This window comes from Streptomyces sp. NPDC001507 (assembly GCF_042894765.1).
In the GTDB taxonomy this organism is placed as follows: Bacteria; Actinomycetota; Actinomycetes; order Streptomycetales; family Streptomycetaceae; genus Streptomyces.
Map to the genome: position 1 here is coordinate 65,037 of NZ_JBIAVV010000014.1, position 17,133 is coordinate 82,169.

The window sequence follows — 17,133 nt, forward strand, 5'->3', positions numbered from 1 at the left end:
CCGCGGATCCGCCCCCCGGCTCGGCTGCGAGGAAGCCGAGTTGAGGCCTGCCGCGCCGGCCGCCGCGAACGGCTGCCGCCGGCACTTCCACTGCCGGCGGCAGCCTGCTCGGGAGGGCCGGGCGGCGGCTAGCTGTCCGTCACCATGAGGGCCGCCATCATGCCCTCGTCCTCGTGCTGCAGCAGGTGGCAGTGGAGCATGTACATGTAGGTGTCGTCGGAGAAGTCCGTGAACTCCATGGCGATCTCGATGGAGCCGCCGCCGACCACCTCGTACGTGTCGTACCAGCCGAGTTCGACGCCGGTCGGATCCTCGCCGTTGACGGAGATCAGCTGGTAAGGCACGTCGTGCAGGTGGAACGAGTGCTCCAGCTGCGTGCTGTTCTTGATCGTCCAGATCTCCTTGGACCCCAGCGTGGTGCTGATCATGGCCATGGAGGACATGCTCGTGCCCGCCGAGCCGTTGATCAGCATCGTCGCACCGGACTGGCCGAGGGTGATGGTCCGCGCGGTGAAGTCGCTGGTGTCGTACCGGTCGATGGTCCGCAGCGAGCTGGGCAGGTCGTCCGGGGTGTCGGTGCCGCTCGCGGTGACCGCCAGGAAGTCGTACGTGCCGCTGCCGCCGCGCACCCAGCCGGTGGTGATGACCGCCTGGAGGGTGACGTCGTCCGACATGTCCATCACCATCTCGGCGCGGGCGCCCGCCACCAGCCGGATCGTGGTCACGTCCGCCGCCTCGGCCAGGTAGCCCTGGTCGGTGGCGATCTGGGTCATCGTGCCGCCGTCGCTGCGCTGGACGGTGATGATGTCCGACGGCGAGGCGTTGAGCAGCCGGAACCGGGTCCGGGTCTTGGTCGCGGTGAAGGTGAGGGTGGTGTCGTCGACGTTGGTGCCGTTGACCAGCAGCGGGTAGCTCAGGCCGCTGCCGAGGTAGCCGGTGAGGTCGTACTTGATGTCGCCGGAGCTGTCGACGGCCAGGCACTGGAAGATCAGCGGTATGTCGTCCGTGCCGTAGGTGCTGGGCAGATCGGCACTCGTGGTGTTGTCGCTGTCGTCGACGATGATCATGCCGGCCAGGCCGTGCACCGCCTGCTTCGCCGTGGTGCCCAGCGCGTGCGGGTGGTACCAGAGCGTCATCGGCTCGTCCTTGACCGTGAAGGTCGGCGACCAGGTCTCCCCGTCGGAGAAGGCGACCTGCGGACCGCCGTCCATCTTGGCCGGGACGTGCGCGCCGTGGAAGTGGACCGTGGTGTCCTCGCCCAGGCTGTTGGTGATGTTGAGGACGTTCGTGTTGCCCTTGGTCCACTTCATGGTCGGGCCGAGGAAGGACTGGTTGTAGCCGGCGGTGGTGCTGGTGACGCCGCTGAGCACCTCGGCGCTGCCGGTCTTCGCCTCCAGGGTGAAGGTGGTGGTGCTGTCGGAGGTGGTGCCCTCCAGGAGGTCCGGGACGGACAGGGTCGCGGTGTTCGTCGCCGCGCCGGCCTTGTTGCCCTTGGCGTCGGTCAGCAGGGCGAAGGTGGAACCGGCCGCGGCGACGGCGCCCAGGCCGGCGCCGGCCATGCCGCCGAGGAACCTCCGCCGGTGAACACCCTTGCCGCGCTTGGCCGTTCCGTCCTTGGAGTGCTCGGCGTCGGTGACACGCGCCGCCTTGGAGTGCTCCGCGCCCTTGGCGCGCCGCCGCCGGCCGCCGGTGCCCTGCTGCTCTTCGTCTCCGTCCGCCTCGAAGGCGGGATCTGTGGTGTGGGTCATGGCCCCGGATGTTTGACCTGAGGACTGTGTGAAATCTGAGGCGAAGTTAGGAGCCGACCGGGGCGACTGTGAGGTGGCCGTGGACGATGGTGATTCTCAACTCCCTTGGGAAAAGGGTTGGTTGAGCAGCCGCAGCTAGTGCCCCGGGTGCGGGACGCAACGGACACAGACGGCGTGCAGCACGGGCACAGGATAACGATTGAGTCACAGGTGGAACCGGGGGTCAGGCCTGTCCGACGCGCCGAACGAGCCCCATGTAACGCCCCCAGTCCCAATGCTCTCCCGGGTCGGTGTGATCCGTCCCCGGCACCTCCGCATGACCGATCACGTGCTCGCGGTCCACGGCCATCCCGTACCGCCGGCATATCGCGGCCGTCAGCCGCGCCGAGGCCGCGTACATCGCGTCCGTGAAGTCCTCCGGGCGGTCCACGAACCCCTCGTGCTCGATCCCGACGCTGCGCTCGTTGTACGACCTGTTCCCCGCGTGGAACGCCACGTCCAGCTCGCGGACCAGCTGGGTGATCCGCCCGTCCTGGCGCACGATGTAGTGCGCCGCCGCCTGGTGCGCCGGGTCCTGGAAGGCCTTCACCGCGCTCGCGTAGCCGCCCTGGGTCACATGGACGACCACCCGGTCCACGGGGTAGTCGGACGGCCGGTCCGCCGTCCGGTAGTTCGCCGGGGACGCCGCCACCCAGCGCGCGCCCCTGAAGTCCACCGCGCCCGCCACCCGCGCCTTGCGCACCCCCGGCAGCCGCCAGTAGAGCCGCGACAGCTCGTCCCTGGTCAGCGCCACCGTGCCCGCGGCCGCCGCCGCCCCGCCCACCAGCAGCGCCCGCCGCCCGAGCCTGCGGTCACCGTCCCCCGCCACTGTCTGATTCGCCCCCATGCGATCTCCAACGGATACTCGCGGGCCCTGGTTCCCGCAGTCCCCGTACCCTGGAGGGGCTATGACTGACACCCCGCAGCGCACCCGCCCCCTCCGCGTCCTCGCCGCCATGTCGGGCGGCGTGGACTCCGCCGTCGCCGCCGCCCGCGCGGCGGAGGCCGGCCACGACGTCACCGGCGTCCACCTCGCGCTCTCCGCGAACCCGCAGTCCTTCCGCACGGGCGCCCGGGGCTGTTGCACCATCGAGGACTCCCGCGACGCCCGCCGGGCCGCCGACGTCATCGGCATCCCGTTCTACGTCTGGGACCTCGCCGACCGCTTCCGCGAGGACGTCGTCGAGGACTTCGTCGCCGAGTACGAGGCGGGCCGCACCCCCAACCCGTGCCTGCGCTGCAACGAGAAGATCAAGTTCGCGGCCCTGCTGGACAAGGCCCTCGCGCTCGGCTTCGACGCCGTCTGCACCGGCCACTACGCGAAGATCGTGACGCTCCCCGACGGCTCCCGCGAGCTGCACCGCGCCTCCGACATGGCGAAGGACCAGTCGTACGTCCTCGGCGTCCTGGACGAGCGGCAGCTCGCCCACGCCCTCTTCCCGCTCGGCGACACCCTCACCACCAAGGACGAGATCCGCGCCGAGGCCGAGCGCCGGGGCCTCGCGGTCGCCAAGAAGCCCGACTCGCACGACATCTGCTTCATCGCCGACGGCGACACCCAGGGCTTCCTCGCCCGGCGGCTCGGCAAGGCCGAGGGCGACATCGTCGACGAGTCCGGCACCAAGGTCGGCACCCACGAGGGCGCGTACGGCTTCACCATCGGCCAGCGCAAGGGCCTGCGGATCGGCCACCCCGCCGCCGACGGCAAGCCCCGCTACGTCCTCGACATCTCGCCGGTGAACAACACGGTGACGGTCGGCCCCGCCGACGCCCTCGACGTCACCGGCCTCACCGCGATCAAGCCCCGCTGGTGCGGCACCGCCCCCACCGCGCCCGGCACCTACACCGCCCAGCTCCGCGCCCACGGCGGCGAGACCGAGGTGCGCGCCGAGCCGGCCGACGGCGAACTGCACGTCACGTTCACCGAGCCGGTCCGCGGCGTCGCCCCCGGCCAGGCGATCGTCCTGTACGACGACACCCGCGTCGTCGGATCGGCGACGATCGCCTCCACCGTCCGGCGTCAGCCGGTGACGTCCACCTCGTAGAAGCAGAGGTGGTCCTTGATCTGGGCGACGTCCGCGTTCGGCTCCGGATACGCCCAGACCAGGTCCGGCGCGTCCGGCAGGGACCAGTAGGAGGCGGTCCCCTTGAAGGGACAGACGGTGTGCGTGTCGGAGGGCGTGAGGAGGTCCAGGCGGACGTCCTCGGCGGGGATGTAGTACCGCACGGGCGACCCGGTCTCACGCAGGACGAGAGGCCGATCGCTCTCGGCGAGGACGAGGTCCCCGTGCGTGACACGGACGTGCTGCTGAGACTGCTCGATGGTGATCGTGTGTCCAGAGGCCATACAGGGGTGACGCTCGCGGACGCCCACTTGTTCCCGACGCTCGGTGAAGCGCCCCTGCAGGGGCGCGGGGAACTGCGCGATCAGCCACAACGCACCCGCAGCCGCCGACGGCCAACGCCTACCCTTTCCCCATGCGCATCTGTGTCTTCCTCTCCGCCGCCGACCTGGACGACCGCTACACCCGCCCCGCCCGCGACTTCGCGGAACTCATCGGCAAGGGCGGCCACTCCCTGGTCTGGGGCGGTTCCAACGTCGGCCTCATGAAAGTGGTCGCCGACGGCGTCCAGGAAGCCGGCGGCAAGTTGATCGGCATCTCCGTCGAGTTCCTCGCCAACAAGGCCCGCCCGGGCGCCGACGAGATGGTCATCGCGGCCGACCTCGCCGAACGCAAGCGACTGCTCCTGGAGAGGGCCGACGCCGTGGTCATCATGGTCGGCGGCACCGGCACCCTCGACGAGGCCACCGAGATCCTGGAGCTGAAGAAGCACGGCCGCACCGACAAGCCCGTCGTCCTGCTCAACACCGCCGGCTTCTACGACGGCCTGAAGCAGCAGTTCCACCGCATGGAGGCGGAGGGCTTCCTGCCCCGCCCCCTGTCGGAGCTGATGTTCTTCGCGGAGGACCCCGCCGAGGCGATCACGTACCTGGAGACAGGCCGCGGCACCCGCTGATGCGAGCATGGCCCCCATGGCAACTCATGTGATCACCGGCGCCGGTTCCGGCATCGGCGCCGCGGTGGCCCGGCGCCTGCACGCGCGCGGGGACGACGTCGTACTGCACGCGCGCGACGCGGGCCGAGCGAAGGAACTGGCCGCAGGGTTTCCCGGCGCCCGCACCCTGGTCGGCGACCTGGCCGACCCGGACAAGCTCTCCTGGGCCTTCTCCCACCAGAGCCTCCCGGACCGGGTGGACTCGCTGCTGCACATCGCCGGCGTCGTCGACCTGGGCGAGGTCGGCGAGCTGACCCCGAAGTCCTGGCGCCACCAGCTCAACGTCAACCTGATCGCACCGGCCGAGCTGACCCGGCACTTCCTGCCCCAACTCCGCGCCGCCCGCGGTCACGTGCTGTTCGTGAACTCCGGCGCGGGTCTCCACGCGCACTCGGGCTGGTCGGCGTACGCGGCCTCCAAGCACGGCCTGAAGGCCCTCGCCGACTCCCTCCGCGCCGAGGAGCACGGCAACGGCGTCCGCGTCACCTCGGTCTACCCGGGCCGCACGGCGAGCCCGATGCAGGCCAAGGTCCACCAGCAGGAGGGCAAGGAGTACGACCCGGCGCGCTGGATCGACCCGGAGTCGGTGGCGACCACGATCCTGACGGCCCTGGACCTGCCGAGGGACGCGGAGATCAACGACCTGACCGTGCGTCCGGGCCCGCTTCCCGGCTGAGCCTGTGTGCGGCGCCCCGTCAGGGGCGCAGGGGGCACCCCCGGCCGAAGGCTGGGGGAGGAACTCCGCGACCAGCCATGAGCGTGCCCCGCCGGACCCGCACCGCCGCACACGGGACCGCCCACCCCGCTTAGGCTCCTCCCGTGAACGCAATCTCCGACTTCGGCCCCGCCACAGGCGTCGGCTCGCTCCCCGGCACCGACGCCCGCGAGGCCGCCAAGACCGCGACGGGCAGCTTCGAGGACTTCCCCTTCCTGCCCGAGCTGCCCGCCCGCGGCCCCGGCGCCGACATGATCGGCCGCACCGCGGGCCTGCTCGTCGAGCTGTACGCGCGCGTGGAGCCCAGCGGCTGGCGGATCGGCGACCGGCCGGGCCGCGACACCCGGCGGGCCAGGTCCTGGCTGGGCGAGGACCTGGACGCGCTGGAGGAGTTCACCCAGGAGTACGCGGGCCCGCTGAAGGTGCAGGCGGTCGGGCCCTGGACGCTGGCCGCCGCCCTGGAGCTGCGCAACGGCGAGTCCGCCCTCTCCGACCCCGGCGCCTGCCGTGACCTGGCCGCCTCCCTCGCCGAGGGCCTGCGTCTCCACCTGGCCGAGATGCAGCGGCGCGTCCCCGGCGCCCGCCTGGTGCTCCAGCTCGACGAGCCGTCGCTCACCGCCGTACTGCGCGGCCAGGTGAAGACCGCCTCCGGCTACCGCACCCACCGCGCGGTCGACCGCCAGGTCGTCGAGTCCACCCTGCGCGACGTGTTCGGCGTCCACGCCGACGGCCCGGTCGTCGTCCACTCCTGCGCCCCGGACGTTCCCTTCGCGCTGCTGCGGCGCGCCGGGGCGGCCGCCGTCTCCTTCGACTTCTCGCTCCTCACCGAACGTGACGACGACGTGCTCGGCGAGGCGGTGGAGGCGGGTACCCGGCTCTTCGCCGGTGTCGTGCCGGGCACGGACACGGCATTGTCAGACCCTGCCGGTAGCGTCATGGGTGTCAGGACGCTGTGGCGCAGGCTGGGGCTGCGACCGGGGCTTCTCGCGGAGTCCGTCACCATCACCCCGGCGTGCGGGCTGGCGGGCGCTTCCCCCGCGTACGCCCGGGAGGCACTCGCCCACTGCGTCCGGGCGGCGAGATCACTCGCGGACAACCCAGAGTAACGGGAGGAACACGGTGGCCGGCGACAAGCAGCAGGCGGAGACGGCAGTGCCCGCCGAGGCACGGGAGAAGCACGCGCGGCTCGCTGAGCAGATCGAGGAGCACCGCTTCCGGTACTACGTGAACGACGCTCCGGTCATCAGCGACGCGGAGTTCGACAAACTCCTCAAGTCGCTGGAGGCGCTGGAGGACGAGTACCCCGAGCTGCGCACGCCCGACTCGCCGACCCAGAAGGTCGCGGGGGCGTACGAGACGGAGTTCACGTCGGTCCAGCACCGCGAGCGGATGCTGTCGCTGGACAACACGTTCAACGACGACGACCTGGCGGCCTGGGCCGAGCGGATCCACAAGGAGCTGGGCGAGCAGGAGTACCACTTCCTGTGCGAGCTGAAGGTCGACGGTCTCGCCGTCAACCTCACCTACGAGCACGGCCGCCTCACCCGCGCGGCGACCCGCGGTGACGGCCGCACCGGCGAGGACATCACGCCCAACGTCCGTACGATCGCGGAGATCCCGGACCGGCTGCACGGCGAGCGGGTCCCGGACCTGGTCGAGATCCGCGGCGAGGTCTACTTCCCGATGGAGAAGTTCGCCGAGCTCAACGAACGCCTGGTCGCGGCCGGTGACAAGCCGTTCGCCAACCCGCGCAACGCGGCGGCCGGTTCGCTGCGCCAGAAGGACCCGCGGGTCACCGCCTCCCGCCCGCTGCACATGGTCGTGCACGGCATCGGCGCCCTGGCCGGCTTCGAGGGTCTGAACCGGCTCTCCGAGGCCTACGACCTGCTCAAGACCTGGGGCCTGCCCACCTCCCCGCACAACAGGGTGGTCGACGGCCTCGACGGCGTGCGGGAGTTCATCGCCTACTACGGCGAGAACCGGCACTCCGTGGCGCACGAGATCGACGGTGTCGTCGTCAAGCTGGACGAGATCCGGCTCCAGGGCCGTCTCGGCTCGACGGCGCGGGCCCCCCGGTGGGCGATCGCGTACAAGTACGCGCCCGAAGAGGTCAACACCAAGCTGATCGACATCAAGGTGGGCGTCGGCCGCACCGGGCGGGTCACGCCGTACGCCCAGGTCGAGCCGGTCACCGTGGCCGGCAGCGAGGTGGAGTTCGCCACCCTGCACAACCAGGAGGTCGTCAAGGCCAAGGGCGTGCTGATCGGCGACACCGTGGTGCTGCGCAAGGCCGGTGACGTCATCCCGGAGATCCTCGGCCCGGTCGTCGACCTGCGGGACGGCAGCGAGCGGGAGTTCGTGATGCCGGCCGAGTGCCCGGAGTGCGGGACGCCGCTGCGGCCGATGAAGGAGGGCGACATCGATCTGCGCTGCCCCAACGCCCGCACCTGCCCGGCCCAGTTGAGAGAGCGCGTCTCCTACCTCGCGGGCCGTGAGTGCCTGGACATCGACCACTTCGGCGGGGTCGCTGCGGCCGCGCTCACCCGGCCGCTGGAGCCCGCCGACCCGCCTCTGGTCGACGAGGGCGACCTGTTCGACCTCACCGTCGAGAAGCTGCTGCCCATCAAGGCGTACGTCCTCGACCCGGACAGCGGGCTGCCCAAGCGCGACCCGAAGACCGGCGAGGAGAAGGTCGTCACGGTCTTCGCCAACCAGAAGGGCGAGCCCAAGAAGAACACCCTCGCGCTGCTCCAGAAGATCGAGGAGGCGAAGACCCGCCCGCTCGCCCGCTTCCTCAACGGCCTGTCCATCCGCCACGTCGGACCGGTCGCCGCCCAGGCGCTGGCCCGCGAGTTCCGCTCCATCGACCGCATCGAGCAGGCCACCGAGGAGGAGCTGTCGAACATCGACGGCGTCGGCGGCATCATCGCGACCGCGCTCAAGGAGTGGTTCGCCGAGGAGTGGCACCGAGAGATCATCCGAAAGTGGAAGGCCGCCGGCGTCCCGCTGGAGGACGAGTCCACGGGAGAGGACGAGGGGCCGCGTCCGCTGGAGGGCCTCACCGTCGTCGTGACCGGAACCCTGGAGCACTACACCCGGGACGGCGCCAAGGACGCACTGCAGAGCCGCGGCGCCAAGGTGACCGGCTCGGTGTCGAAGAAGACCGCCTTCGTGGTCGTCGGTGACAACCCCGGATCGAAGTACGACAAGGCGATGCAGCTGAAGGTTCCTGTTCTCAACGAGGACGGATTCGTCGTCCTTTTGGAGCAGGGACCGGAAGCCGCGGCCGAAGTCGCCCTTCCGACCGGGGAGTAGCGGTTGAAGGCCACCCGTTCGGCGCATATCAGATGCATACGGGTGGCCGGGGCGCAATCGGGCAACCGTCTACGACCGCTGCCCGTGGAAGCCTTCTGCGGCCTACTGTTGAGACGTGCACCTGCCGTGCCCAGCTCGGTCGGGGCATTCCCGTGCTCCGGCAGGGCACGGACCGCATGGCGTGGGCACCGCCGGCTGTGAGAGGGACGGGAATGGAACCGACCGAGAGCGCCGCCACGGGCGCGCGGCTGCCGCTGCGCCGCCGGGCGTGCGCGTGGCGGGGGAGCCGGTGGACGGGGCGGGGCGACCGGCGCCCCGGCATGCCGGGTACCCCGGGCATGCCGGCGGTGAGCGCCGCGGCCGACGCGCGCGACCCGCTGCCGCTGGCCGCCGTCGAACCGCCGCCCGGCCTGGTCGGCACCGAGCACGAACGGCATCTGTCCTGGCCCGCGCTGCCCGCCGCAGTCGTCGCGGCCGCCGCGTTCGTCCTCGGCGCCGGGTTCTACCGCGCGTTCTCCGACGACCACGCCCTCTTCCCGTCCGGCACGGTCGGCTGGTCGCTGGCCGTGCTGACCGGCATCATCGTCGGCCACCTCGTCCTGCTGGGGCGCGCCCGCTGGTGGGGCGGCACCGGCTCCGGCGCCGCCCTCACCCTCGCCGTCCTCCTCCTGTACGGCTGGGTGCCGGCCGGCATGGTCAGCCTCACCGTCGTCGTCCTGGTCGGCATAGCCAGGCGCCACCGCTGGCGGCAGGGCGTCCTGCACGGCGCGGTGGACATCCTCGGCATCGGTGCCGGCGCGCTGGTGCTCCTCGTGTTCGGACGTGTCCCGACCGTCGAGTCACCCTGGAACCCCGGCAGCTGGAGCGTCGCCACCGCTCCCGAGGTCGTGCTCGTCGCGGCCGCCTACCTCGCCGTCACCCGCGCCCTGCTCTGGTACCTGCACGCCCCCCGCGGCGGCGGCCTGCCCACCGTCGCGCGCACCGCCCTGATGCGGCAGGGCCTGGTCGCCGTCGCGCTGCTCGGCATCGCCCCGCTGATCTGCGTGGTCACCGTCGCCCAGCCGCTGCTGCTGCCGCTGTTCGCCATCCCGCTGGTCGCCCTCGACTCCACCCTGTGGATAGCCCGGGCCCGCGCCGAGGAGCAGCTGCGCGACCCGCTGACCGGACTGCCCAACCGGCAGTGGCTGCTGGAACGGATCTGGACCGCCCTCGACGACGCCGAACGCATCGGCGCCCGCTCCGCCCTCATGCTGATCGACCTCGACCGGTTCCGTTCGGTCAATGACACGCTCGGTCATCTCGCCGGTGACCGGCTGCTCCTCCAGATAGCCGACCGGCTGCGGGCCGCGCTGCCGCGCGGTGCGGAGGCGGCCCGGCTCGGCGGCGACGAGTTCGCGGTCTTACTCCCGGTGGCCGACTCCACGACCTCGGCCACCCGGGTGGCGCGGGGCCTGGTCACGGCCCTCTCCTCGCCGCTCGACCTCGACGGCCTCACCCTCGTCCTGGAGGCCAGCGCGGGGGTCGCCGTCTTCCCCGACCACGCGCTCGACGCGGAGGGACTGCTGCGCCGCGCGGACGTGGCGATGTACCAGGCGAAGCGGGACCGGACCGGCGTCGAGGTGTACGAGTCCAAGCGGGACTCCAACACCCCCGACCGGCTGGGCCTGCTGGGCGATCTGCGGCGCGCCCTGGACGCCCACGAGGTGCAGCTGCACTACCAGCCGAAGGTCCGCTTCGACGGACAGGTGGCCGGCCTCGAGGCGCTGGTGCGGTGGGTCCACCCGGAGCGCGGGAAGGTGCCGCCGGACGAGTTCATAGCGATCGCCGAGTCCTCCGGGCTGATGCCCCACCTCACGGAGTACGTGCTGGAAACCGCGCTCGGCCAGGTCGCCGAGTGGCGGGCGCAGGGGCTGCGGGTGCCGGTGGCGGTCAACGTCTCGCCGCGCGACGTCCACACGCCGGGGTTCGCGGGGCTGGTGGCGGCGCGGCTGGCGCGGCACGGGGTACCGGCCGGGGCGCTGCAGCTGGAGATAACCGAGCACGTGCTGCTCGAGGACCCGCAGCGGGCCGCCGACACCCTCGCGGGGCTGAACGGGCACGGCGTGAAGATGTCGCTCGACGACTTCGGCACCGGGTACTCGTCGCTCGTGCACCTGCGGCGGCTGCCGGTGAGCGAGCTGAAGATCGACCGGTCCTTCGTGGCCCGGCTGGCGGTCGACAACGAGGACGCGGAGATCGTGCGCTGCACGGTCGACCTCGCGCATTCGCTGGGGCTGCTGGTGGTCGCGGAGGGCGTGGAGGACGACGAGACCTGGGAGCGGCTGCGGGATCTGGGGTGTGACGCCGTGCAGGGGTGGCTGGTGGCCGCGGCGATGCCGCCGGAGGAGACCACGGCGTGGTTGCTGGCGCGGGGGGCGCGGGGGTGGCAGCGGCCGCGGGCGGCTCTGCCGGCCGCCGAGTAGTTTCCCACCCGCCCGCCCGTTCACCGTTTCTCAAGAGGTGAGCGTCTGCCGTGGCGGTGCGGTGGTGTCGGCGGGTGCGGGTGCGTTGTGGCTGGTCGCGCAGTTCCTCCCCCAGCCTTCGGCCGGGGGTGCCCCCAGCGCCCCTAAAAGCAAAAGGCACAAGTAGGGGGCCTGCCCCTCACGGAGTGACGAAGTGGTCGACCAGGAGCGCCAGTCTCGTTTCGTGGGCCTCTTCCGGGAGGCGGCCGCTGCGCATCAGGGTCACCAGGCCGTGCAGGGCTGCCCAGAAGGTCTCGGTCAGGGCGCCCGCGTTCTCGCCGGCGCCGGTGATCGGCTCGACCGCCCGCAGGATTTCGCCGAAGGCCGCCTGCAGCGGCTCCGGGGCCTCGGGGGTGGCGAACGGGAGGTCCACCAGGTGGGTGAACATCGCGTCGTAGAGGGCCGGGCGACGGCGCGCGAACGACGTGTACGTGGTCGCCACCGCGGCCAGTGCCTCCCGGGTGCCCGTCACCGACGCGTGTGCCGCCCGTAGCTCCTCCGCCAGGTCCGCACAGCCCTGGACGGCCACCGCCGCCATGATCGCGTCCTTGCCCTTGAAGTGGCTGTAGAGGACCGGCTGGCTGTACTCGATCTCGGCGGCCAGGCGGCGGGTCGTCACCGCGTCCCAGCCCTCCGTCTCGGCGAGTTCGCGGGCGGCCGTGACGATCAGCCGTTCGCGCTCAGCCCGTTCGCGTTCCCGGCGGTTCTGAATCGACATGCTTCGGATTCTAGCAGCGCTAGCCAATCTGTCGATGCTCTGCTAGCTTCGCTATCAGTCCTAGCGCTGCTAGAAAACAACCAACAGGGGGCCACCATGACCGTCACCGCCTACACGCTCGCCGTCCTGCTCGACCTGTTCTGCCTGTTCCTCGGCTACCGGTTCCTGTTCCAGCCGGGGCCTGCCGCCGCCGGCTACGGCGTGCCCGCCGACCCGGCGGGTGACGCCCGCGCCTACCTCACGGTCAAGGGCCTCAGGGACGGCACGTTCGGGGTCGTGGGGCTCGCGCTGCTGGCCTTCTCCGGCGCGCAGGCCGAGGCCTGGTTCATGCTCTGCGTCGCCCTCATACCGTTCGGGGACACGGTGACGGTGCTGCGGAACGGCGGGGCCAAGGCGGTCGCCTACGGGATCCACTTCGCCACCGCGATCGTTGTACTGATCAGCGCCACCCTGCTCTTCCTCGTCTGACCGCGTCGGCGTCTCGTCATCAACCGGGGGTTCGGAAATGTCATTGTTCGTGCCGAAGTTCGATGAATCCGTGATCGTGCGGGAGGCCGACGCCGAGGTCGTCGGCGGTGACCCGGTCGGCGTCAGGCTGCTCGCCGACAGCCCGGAGGTGCAGGAGCTGTACGACAACCACTACCTGCGGAGCGAGGCCTGGGACGCCCGGGACTGAGCCGCGGACGCACGGAGGTTTCGGGGCCCGGAGGAAACCGTTTCACGGTCATCGGGCCCCGCCCCATAGGATTGGCTCCAAACCACACACACTCACCCCAGAGGAACGCTGCATGCCTGGCATCACGCGCGAGGAGGTCGCCCACCTCGCCCGGCTGGCGCGTCTGGAGCTGAAGCCCGAAGAACTCGAACACTTCGCCGGCCAGCTGGACGACATCATCGGCGCGGTCGCCCGCGTCAGCGAGGTCGCCGACCAAGACGTACCGCCGACCTCGCACCCGCTGCCGCTGACGAACGTCATGCGCGCGGACGAGGTCCGTCCCTCGCTCACCCCCGAGCAGGCGCTCTCCGGCGCCCCGGCCCAGGAGCAGCAGCGTTTCAAGGTGCCGCAGATCCTGGGGGAGGACTAGACAGCCATGACGGACATCATCAAGCTCGGCGCCGCCGAGATCGCCGCGAAGATCGCCGCCGGCGAGCTCACGGCCGTCGAGGTCACCGAGGCCCACCTCGCCCGGATCGAGGCCGTCGACGAGAAGGTGCACGCCTTCCTGCACGTCGACCGCGAGGGCGCCCTGGCGCAGGCCCGCGCCGTCGACGAGAAGAAGGCCCGGGGCGAGAAGCTCGGCCCGCTCGCCGGCGTGCCGCTCGCGCTCAAGGACATCTTCACCACCGAGGGCATCCCGACCACGGTCGGCTCGAAGATCCTCGAAGGCTGGATCCCGCCGTACGACGCCACGCTCACCAAGCGGCTGAAGGCCGCCGACGTGGTCATCCTGGGCAAGACCAACATGGACGAGTTCGCCATGGGGTCGAGCACCGAGAACAGCGCGTACGGACCGACCGGCAACCCCTGGGACCTGACCAAGATCCCCGGTGGTTCCGGTGGCGGCTCGTCCGCCGCCCTCGCCTCGTTCCAGGCGCCGCTCGCCATCGGCACCGACACCGGCGGCTCCATCCGCCAGCCCGCCGCCGTCACCGGCACGGTCGGCGTCAAGCCGACGTACGGCGCGGTGTCCCGGTACGGCATGGTCGCCTTCTCCAGCTCCCTGGACCAGGGCGGCCCGTGCGCCCGTACGGTCCTGGACGCGGCCCTCCTGCACGAGGTCATCGCAGGACACGACCCGATGGACTCCACCTCCATCGACGCGCCCGTGCCGCCGGTCGTCGAGGCCGCCCGCAACGGCAGCGTCGAGGGCATGCGCGTCGGCGTGGTCAAGCAGTTCCGCGGCGAGGGCTACCAGGCCGGCGTCATCCAGCGGTTCGACGAGTCCGTCGCGCTGCTGAAGGAGCTGGGCGCCGAGATCGTCGAGCTGGACTGCCCGTCCTTCGACCTGGCGCTGTCGGCGTACTACCTGATCGCGCCCAGCGAGTGTTCGAGCAACCTCGCCCGCTTCGACGGCCTGCGCTACGGCCTGCGGACCGGCGACGACGGCGGCCACTCCGCCGAAGAGGTCACCTCGCTCACCCGTGAGGCGGGCTTCGGCCCCGAGGTCAAGCGCCGCATCATGCTCGGCACCTACGCGCTGAGCAGCGGGTACTACGACGCGTACTACGGCTCCGCCCAGAAGGTCCGCACGCTCATCACGCGCGACTTCGAGAAGGCCTTCGAGCAGGTGGACGTCATCGTGTCGCCCACGACGCCGACCACCGCCTTCGCGATCGGCGAGCGCGCCGACGACCCGATGGCGATGTACCTGGCCGACCTGTGCACCATCCCGACGAACCTCGCGGGCAACGCGGCGATGTCGCTGCCCTGCGGTCTCGCCCCGGAGGACAACCTCCCGGTGGGCCTGCAGATCATCGCCCCGGCGCTCAAGGACGACCGCCTTTACAAGGTCGGCGCCGCCGTCGAGGCCGCCTTCGTGGAAAGGTGGGGTCACCCGCTCCTTGAGGAGGCACCGTCGCTGTGAGCAACGCACTGTCGAAGGCCAAGGGCTTCAAGAAGTCGAAGTCCGGTACGTACCTGTCCATGGCCACCACCGCGTTCGGCGCGGTCGGTGTCGCCAAGCAGATCAAGAAGGCCCGCGCCGAGCACGACACGCTCCGGCTCATCGACGCCACCGTGTCCGCCGTCGCGATCGTCACCGGCCTCGCCATCCTCTACCGCGAGCTGAAGCGGCTGGGTGACGACGACGTCCTGCTGGGCTGAGAGGGAAGTTTCACCGTGACCACCACGACCGACCTGGTGTCGTACGAGGACGCGCTGGCGTCCTACGACCCCGTCATGGGCCTTGAGGTCCATGTCGAACTCGGCACCAGGACCAAGATGTTCTGCGGCTGTTCGACCGAGCTGGGCGCCGAGCCCAACTCGCAGACCTGCCCGACCTGCCTCGGCCTGCCCGGCGCGCTCCCGGTCGTCAACGCGACCGGCGTAGAGTCCGCGATCAAGATCGGCCTCGCGCTGAACTGCGAGATCGCCGAGTGGTGCCGCTTCGCCCGGAAGAACTACTTCTATCCGGACATGCCGAAGAACTTCCAGACCTCCCAGTACGACGAGCCGATCGCCTTCAACGGTTACCTCGACGTACAGCTGGAGGACGGCGAGACCTTCCGCGTGGAGATCGAGCGCGCCCACATGGAGGAGGACACCGGCAAGTCGACGCACGTCGGCGGCGCCACCGGCCGTATCCACGGCGCGTCCCACTCCCTGCTCGACTACAACCGCGCGGGCATCCCGCTCATCGAGATCGTCACCAAGCCGATCGAGGGCGCGGGCGAGCGCGCTCCCGAGGTCGCGCGGGCGTACGTCCGTGAGCTGCGCGAGCTCATCCGGGCGCTCGGTGTGTCCGAGGCCCGCATGGAGATGGGCCAGATGCGCTGCGACGTGAATCTGTCGCTGCGCCCGATCGGCACCGAGAAGTTCGGTACCCGCTCCGAGACCAAGAACGTGAACTCGCTGCGGTCCGTGGAGCGCGCGGCCCGCTTCGAGATCATGCGGCACGCGGCCGTGCTGTCCTCCGGCGGCACGATCGTCCAGGAGACCCGGCACTTCCACGAGGACACCGGGTCGACGACCTCGGGCCGCGTGAAGGAGGAGGCCGAGGACTACCGGTACTTCCCGGAGCCCGACCTGGTCCCCGTGGCGCCCTCGCGCGAGTGGGTCGAGGAGATCCGCGCCGCGCTGCCGGAGATGCCGCTGGCCCGCCGCAACCGGCTGCTCGCCGAGTGGGGCGTCTCCGCGGTGGAGATGCAGGCGATCATCAACGCCGGCGCGCTGGACCTGATCGTCGCCACCATCGACGCCGGGGCCGACGCGGCCTCCGCCCGCAAGTGGTGGATGGGTGAACTGGCGCGCAGCGCCAACGAGTCGGGCACCTCGCTCGACGAGCTGGCGATCACCCCGGCGCAGGTCGCCCGGGTCACCGAGCTGGTCTCGAAGGGTGACCTGAACGACAAGCTGGCCCGGCAGGTCATCGAGGGCGTCCTCGCGGGCGAGGGCACCCCTGACGAGGTCGTCGACAAGCGCGGCCTGAAGGTCGTCTCCGACGAGGGCGCCCTGACCGCCGCCGTCGAGGAGGCCATCGCCGGCAACCCGGGCGTCGCCGACAAGATCCGCGGCGGCAAGGTGGCCGCGGCCGGCGCCCTGGTCGGCGCGGTCATGAAGGCGACCCGTGGCCAGGCCGACGCGGCCCGCGTCAAGGAGCTGATCCTGGAGAAGCTGGGCGTCAGCGAGGGCTGAGCGAGCGCCACGCACCTGGTACGGCCCCGGAGGCAGCGCCTCCGGGGCCGTACCACCTCCACTGGGAGAGGGGTCCTTCGACGGTGCGGGAGAGACGGCGTCGGACATGGCTGAACGGGCTCCTTGTGATCTTCGTAGTGAAGGTCGATGCGTAGGAGCTCATTCGGACCGTCAAACAACGCACCCGCTTCGGTCGTCGGCGAGGGGCCGACGGAGGCTGACCAGCGGAAGCCGGCAGTTGTCCAGCTGGTTCGCAGCCGGTTTCCTCAGGTGCGGGCACTACGCTCGCCCGCCATGACCGCACACGCCGAATCCGACGCCGAACCCGGGACAACCGGGGTGGAGGCCGCGGACGACGAGGACGAGGACCTCTGCGAGGACGCCCGCAGGGCCCGCTGGACGGCCACCGTGACCGGGGCGCTGCTGGCCCTGATGGGGCTCACCGCCGCGCTGATGAGAGTGGGCGGCGGGGTGCCCGCCCTGGTGCCGGCCGCCTACGGCTCCGGGTCCGCCGTGTGCGTGCTCGCGGCGGTGCTGGGGGCCCGCGGCCGTACCCGCTGGGCGCTGTGGCTGATGATCCTGGGGGTCATGACCATGGCTCTCGGCGACCAGTTCGACTGACGCACCCGCCCCGGACCGGCATCGGGCCGCCCGGGCACCGCGCCGCACATGAGAGGCTCGACGTG

Annotated in this window: 16 protein-coding genes and 1 pseudogene; 13 read left to right on the forward strand and 4 right to left on the reverse strand. The window is 71.1% G+C overall.

All coding sequences use genetic code 11. From position 1 onward, the window contains the following. Positions 1–128 precede the first annotated feature (128 nt). Both ACFY0K_RS38220 and ACFY0K_RS38225 read right to left on the reverse strand, forming a co-directional pair. Positions 129–1,748, reverse strand: a complete 1,620-nt coding sequence (locus ACFY0K_RS38220) for a multicopper oxidase family protein (RefSeq protein WP_390643737.1) — start codon at positions 1,746–1,748, stop codon at positions 129–131. A gap of 223 nt (positions 1,749–1,971) precedes the next feature. Beyond that, positions 1,972–2,634, reverse strand: a complete 663-nt coding sequence (locus tag ACFY0K_RS38225) for an N-acetylmuramoyl-L-alanine amidase (RefSeq protein ID WP_390643738.1) — start codon at positions 2,632–2,634, stop codon at positions 1,972–1,974. A gap of 61 nt (positions 2,635–2,695) precedes the next feature. Between ACFY0K_RS38225 and mnmA the strand changes: the two genes are divergently transcribed. Beyond that, positions 2,696–3,832 (forward strand): tRNA 2-thiouridine(34) synthase MnmA, encoded by a 1,137-nt coding sequence (mnmA, locus tag ACFY0K_RS38230; protein ID WP_390643739.1) that lies wholly within the window; start codon positions 2,696–2,698, stop codon positions 3,830–3,832. Here the strand turns inward: mnmA and ACFY0K_RS38235 are convergent. Next, entirely contained in the window at positions 3,808–4,134 is a 327-nt protein-coding gene (locus tag ACFY0K_RS38235) for a DUF427 domain-containing protein (RefSeq protein WP_390643740.1), read from the reverse strand. The genes mnmA and ACFY0K_RS38235 overlap by 25 nt on opposite strands. A 131-nt stretch (positions 4,135–4,265) precedes the next feature. Between ACFY0K_RS38235 and ACFY0K_RS38240 the strand changes: the two genes are divergently transcribed. From ACFY0K_RS38240 to ACFY0K_RS38260, 5 genes are all read left to right on the forward strand, one after another. Next, entirely contained in the window at positions 4,266–4,805 is a 540-nt protein-coding gene (locus ACFY0K_RS38240) for a TIGR00730 family Rossman fold protein (RefSeq protein ID WP_390643741.1), read from the forward strand. Positions 4,806–4,812: 7 nt separating this feature from the next. After that, complete coding sequence (locus tag ACFY0K_RS38245; protein WP_390643742.1) at positions 4,813–5,520, forward strand: SDR family oxidoreductase; 708 nt, start codon at positions 4,813–4,815, stop codon at positions 5,518–5,520. 143 nt (positions 5,521–5,663) lie between these two features. Continuing rightward, positions 5,664–6,665 carry a methionine synthase gene (locus ACFY0K_RS38250; RefSeq protein ID WP_390643743.1) on the forward strand — a complete coding sequence of 334 codons (1,002 nt, stop codon included), beginning with the start codon at positions 5,664–5,666 and terminating at the stop codon, positions 6,663–6,665. 13 nt (positions 6,666–6,678) lie between these two features. Beyond that, complete coding sequence (ligA, locus tag ACFY0K_RS38255; protein WP_390643744.1) at positions 6,679–8,874, forward strand: NAD-dependent DNA ligase LigA; 2,196 nt, start codon at positions 6,679–6,681, stop codon at positions 8,872–8,874. A gap of 212 nt (positions 8,875–9,086) precedes the next feature. After that, positions 9,087–11,336, forward strand: coding sequence for a putative bifunctional diguanylate cyclase/phosphodiesterase (locus ACFY0K_RS38260; RefSeq protein ID WP_390643745.1), 2,250 nt, complete (start codon positions 9,087–9,089; stop codon positions 11,334–11,336). A 178-nt stretch (positions 11,337–11,514) separates the two neighbouring features. On the opposite strand, the gene ACFY0K_RS38265 is transcribed toward ACFY0K_RS38260, so the two are convergent. Continuing rightward, positions 11,515–12,093, reverse strand: a complete 579-nt coding sequence (locus tag ACFY0K_RS38265) for a TetR/AcrR family transcriptional regulator (RefSeq protein WP_390643746.1) — start codon at positions 12,091–12,093, stop codon at positions 11,515–11,517. A 96-nt stretch (positions 12,094–12,189) separates the two neighbouring features. On the opposite strand from ACFY0K_RS38265, the gene ACFY0K_RS38270 reads away from it, so the two are divergent. The 7 genes and pseudogenes from ACFY0K_RS38270 to ACFY0K_RS38300 all read left to right on the forward strand — a co-directional run bounded on the left by ACFY0K_RS38270 (position 12,190) and on the right by ACFY0K_RS38300 (position 17,068). Next, positions 12,190–12,561: a DUF4267 domain-containing protein gene (locus tag ACFY0K_RS38270; protein WP_390643747.1), complete on the forward strand. Its 372-nt coding sequence runs from the start codon at positions 12,190–12,192 to the stop codon at positions 12,559–12,561. A 37-nt stretch (positions 12,562–12,598) separates the two neighbouring features. Next, positions 12,599–12,703, forward strand: a pseudogene (locus ACFY0K_RS38275) (cupin); the annotation flags it as partial. A gap of 178 nt (positions 12,704–12,881) precedes the next feature. Continuing rightward, positions 12,882–13,178, forward strand: a complete 297-nt coding sequence (gatC, locus tag ACFY0K_RS38280) for an Asp-tRNA(Asn)/Glu-tRNA(Gln) amidotransferase subunit GatC (protein ID WP_007384860.1) — start codon at positions 12,882–12,884, stop codon at positions 13,176–13,178. Between the two features lie 6 nt (positions 13,179–13,184). After that, positions 13,185–14,678 (forward strand): Asp-tRNA(Asn)/Glu-tRNA(Gln) amidotransferase subunit GatA, encoded by a 1,494-nt coding sequence (gatA, locus tag ACFY0K_RS38285; protein ID WP_351961317.1) that lies wholly within the window; start codon positions 13,185–13,187, stop codon positions 14,676–14,678. Next, positions 14,675–14,917, forward strand: a complete 243-nt coding sequence (locus ACFY0K_RS38290; RefSeq protein ID WP_123973960.1) for a hypothetical protein — start codon at positions 14,675–14,677, stop codon at positions 14,915–14,917. The genes gatA and ACFY0K_RS38290 overlap by 4 nt, the downstream gene beginning before the upstream one ends. Before the next feature lie 15 nt (positions 14,918–14,932). Further along, a complete protein-coding gene (gene gatB / locus ACFY0K_RS38295) occupies positions 14,933–16,447 on the forward strand; it encodes an Asp-tRNA(Asn)/Glu-tRNA(Gln) amidotransferase subunit GatB (RefSeq protein ID WP_390643748.1) in 1,515 nt (504 codons plus the stop codon). Positions 16,448–16,741: 294 nt separating this feature from the next. Next, entirely contained in the window at positions 16,742–17,068 is a 327-nt protein-coding gene (locus ACFY0K_RS38300; protein WP_390643749.1) for a hypothetical protein, read from the forward strand. The last annotated feature ends 65 nt before the right edge of the window (positions 17,069–17,133 follow it).

Coding starts and splice junctions, on each gene's coding strand:
- ACFY0K_RS38235 (WP_390643740.1), bottom strand. CDS start 4,134: ATGGCCTCTGGACACACGATCACCATCGAGCAGTCTCAGCAGCACGTC.
- gatC (WP_007384860.1), top strand. CDS start 12,882: ATGCCTGGCATCACGCGCGAGGAGGTCGCCCACCTCGCCCGGCTGGCG.
- ACFY0K_RS38245 (WP_390643742.1), top strand. CDS start 4,813: ATGGCCCCCATGGCAACTCATGTGATCACCGGCGCCGGTTCCGGCATC.
- ACFY0K_RS38260 (WP_390643745.1), top strand. CDS start 9,087: ATGGAACCGACCGAGAGCGCCGCCACGGGCGCGCGGCTGCCGCTGCGC.
- ACFY0K_RS38265 (WP_390643746.1), bottom strand. CDS start 12,093: ATGTCGATTCAGAACCGCCGGGAACGCGAACGGGCTGAGCGCGAACGG.
- ACFY0K_RS38225 (WP_390643738.1), bottom strand. CDS start 2,634: ATGGGGGCGAATCAGACAGTGGCGGGGGACGGTGACCGCAGGCTCGGG.
- ACFY0K_RS38240 (WP_390643741.1), top strand. CDS start 4,266: ATGCGCATCTGTGTCTTCCTCTCCGCCGCCGACCTGGACGACCGCTAC.
- ACFY0K_RS38300 (WP_390643749.1), top strand. CDS start 16,742: ATGACCGCACACGCCGAATCCGACGCCGAACCCGGGACAACCGGGGTG.
- ACFY0K_RS38270 (WP_390643747.1), top strand. CDS start 12,190: ATGACCGTCACCGCCTACACGCTCGCCGTCCTGCTCGACCTGTTCTGC.
- mnmA (WP_390643739.1), top strand. CDS start 2,696: ATGACTGACACCCCGCAGCGCACCCGCCCCCTCCGCGTCCTCGCCGCC.
- gatA (WP_351961317.1), top strand. CDS start 13,185: ATGACGGACATCATCAAGCTCGGCGCCGCCGAGATCGCCGCGAAGATC.
- ACFY0K_RS38220 (WP_390643737.1), bottom strand. CDS start 1,748: ATGACCCACACCACAGATCCCGCCTTCGAGGCGGACGGAGACGAAGAG.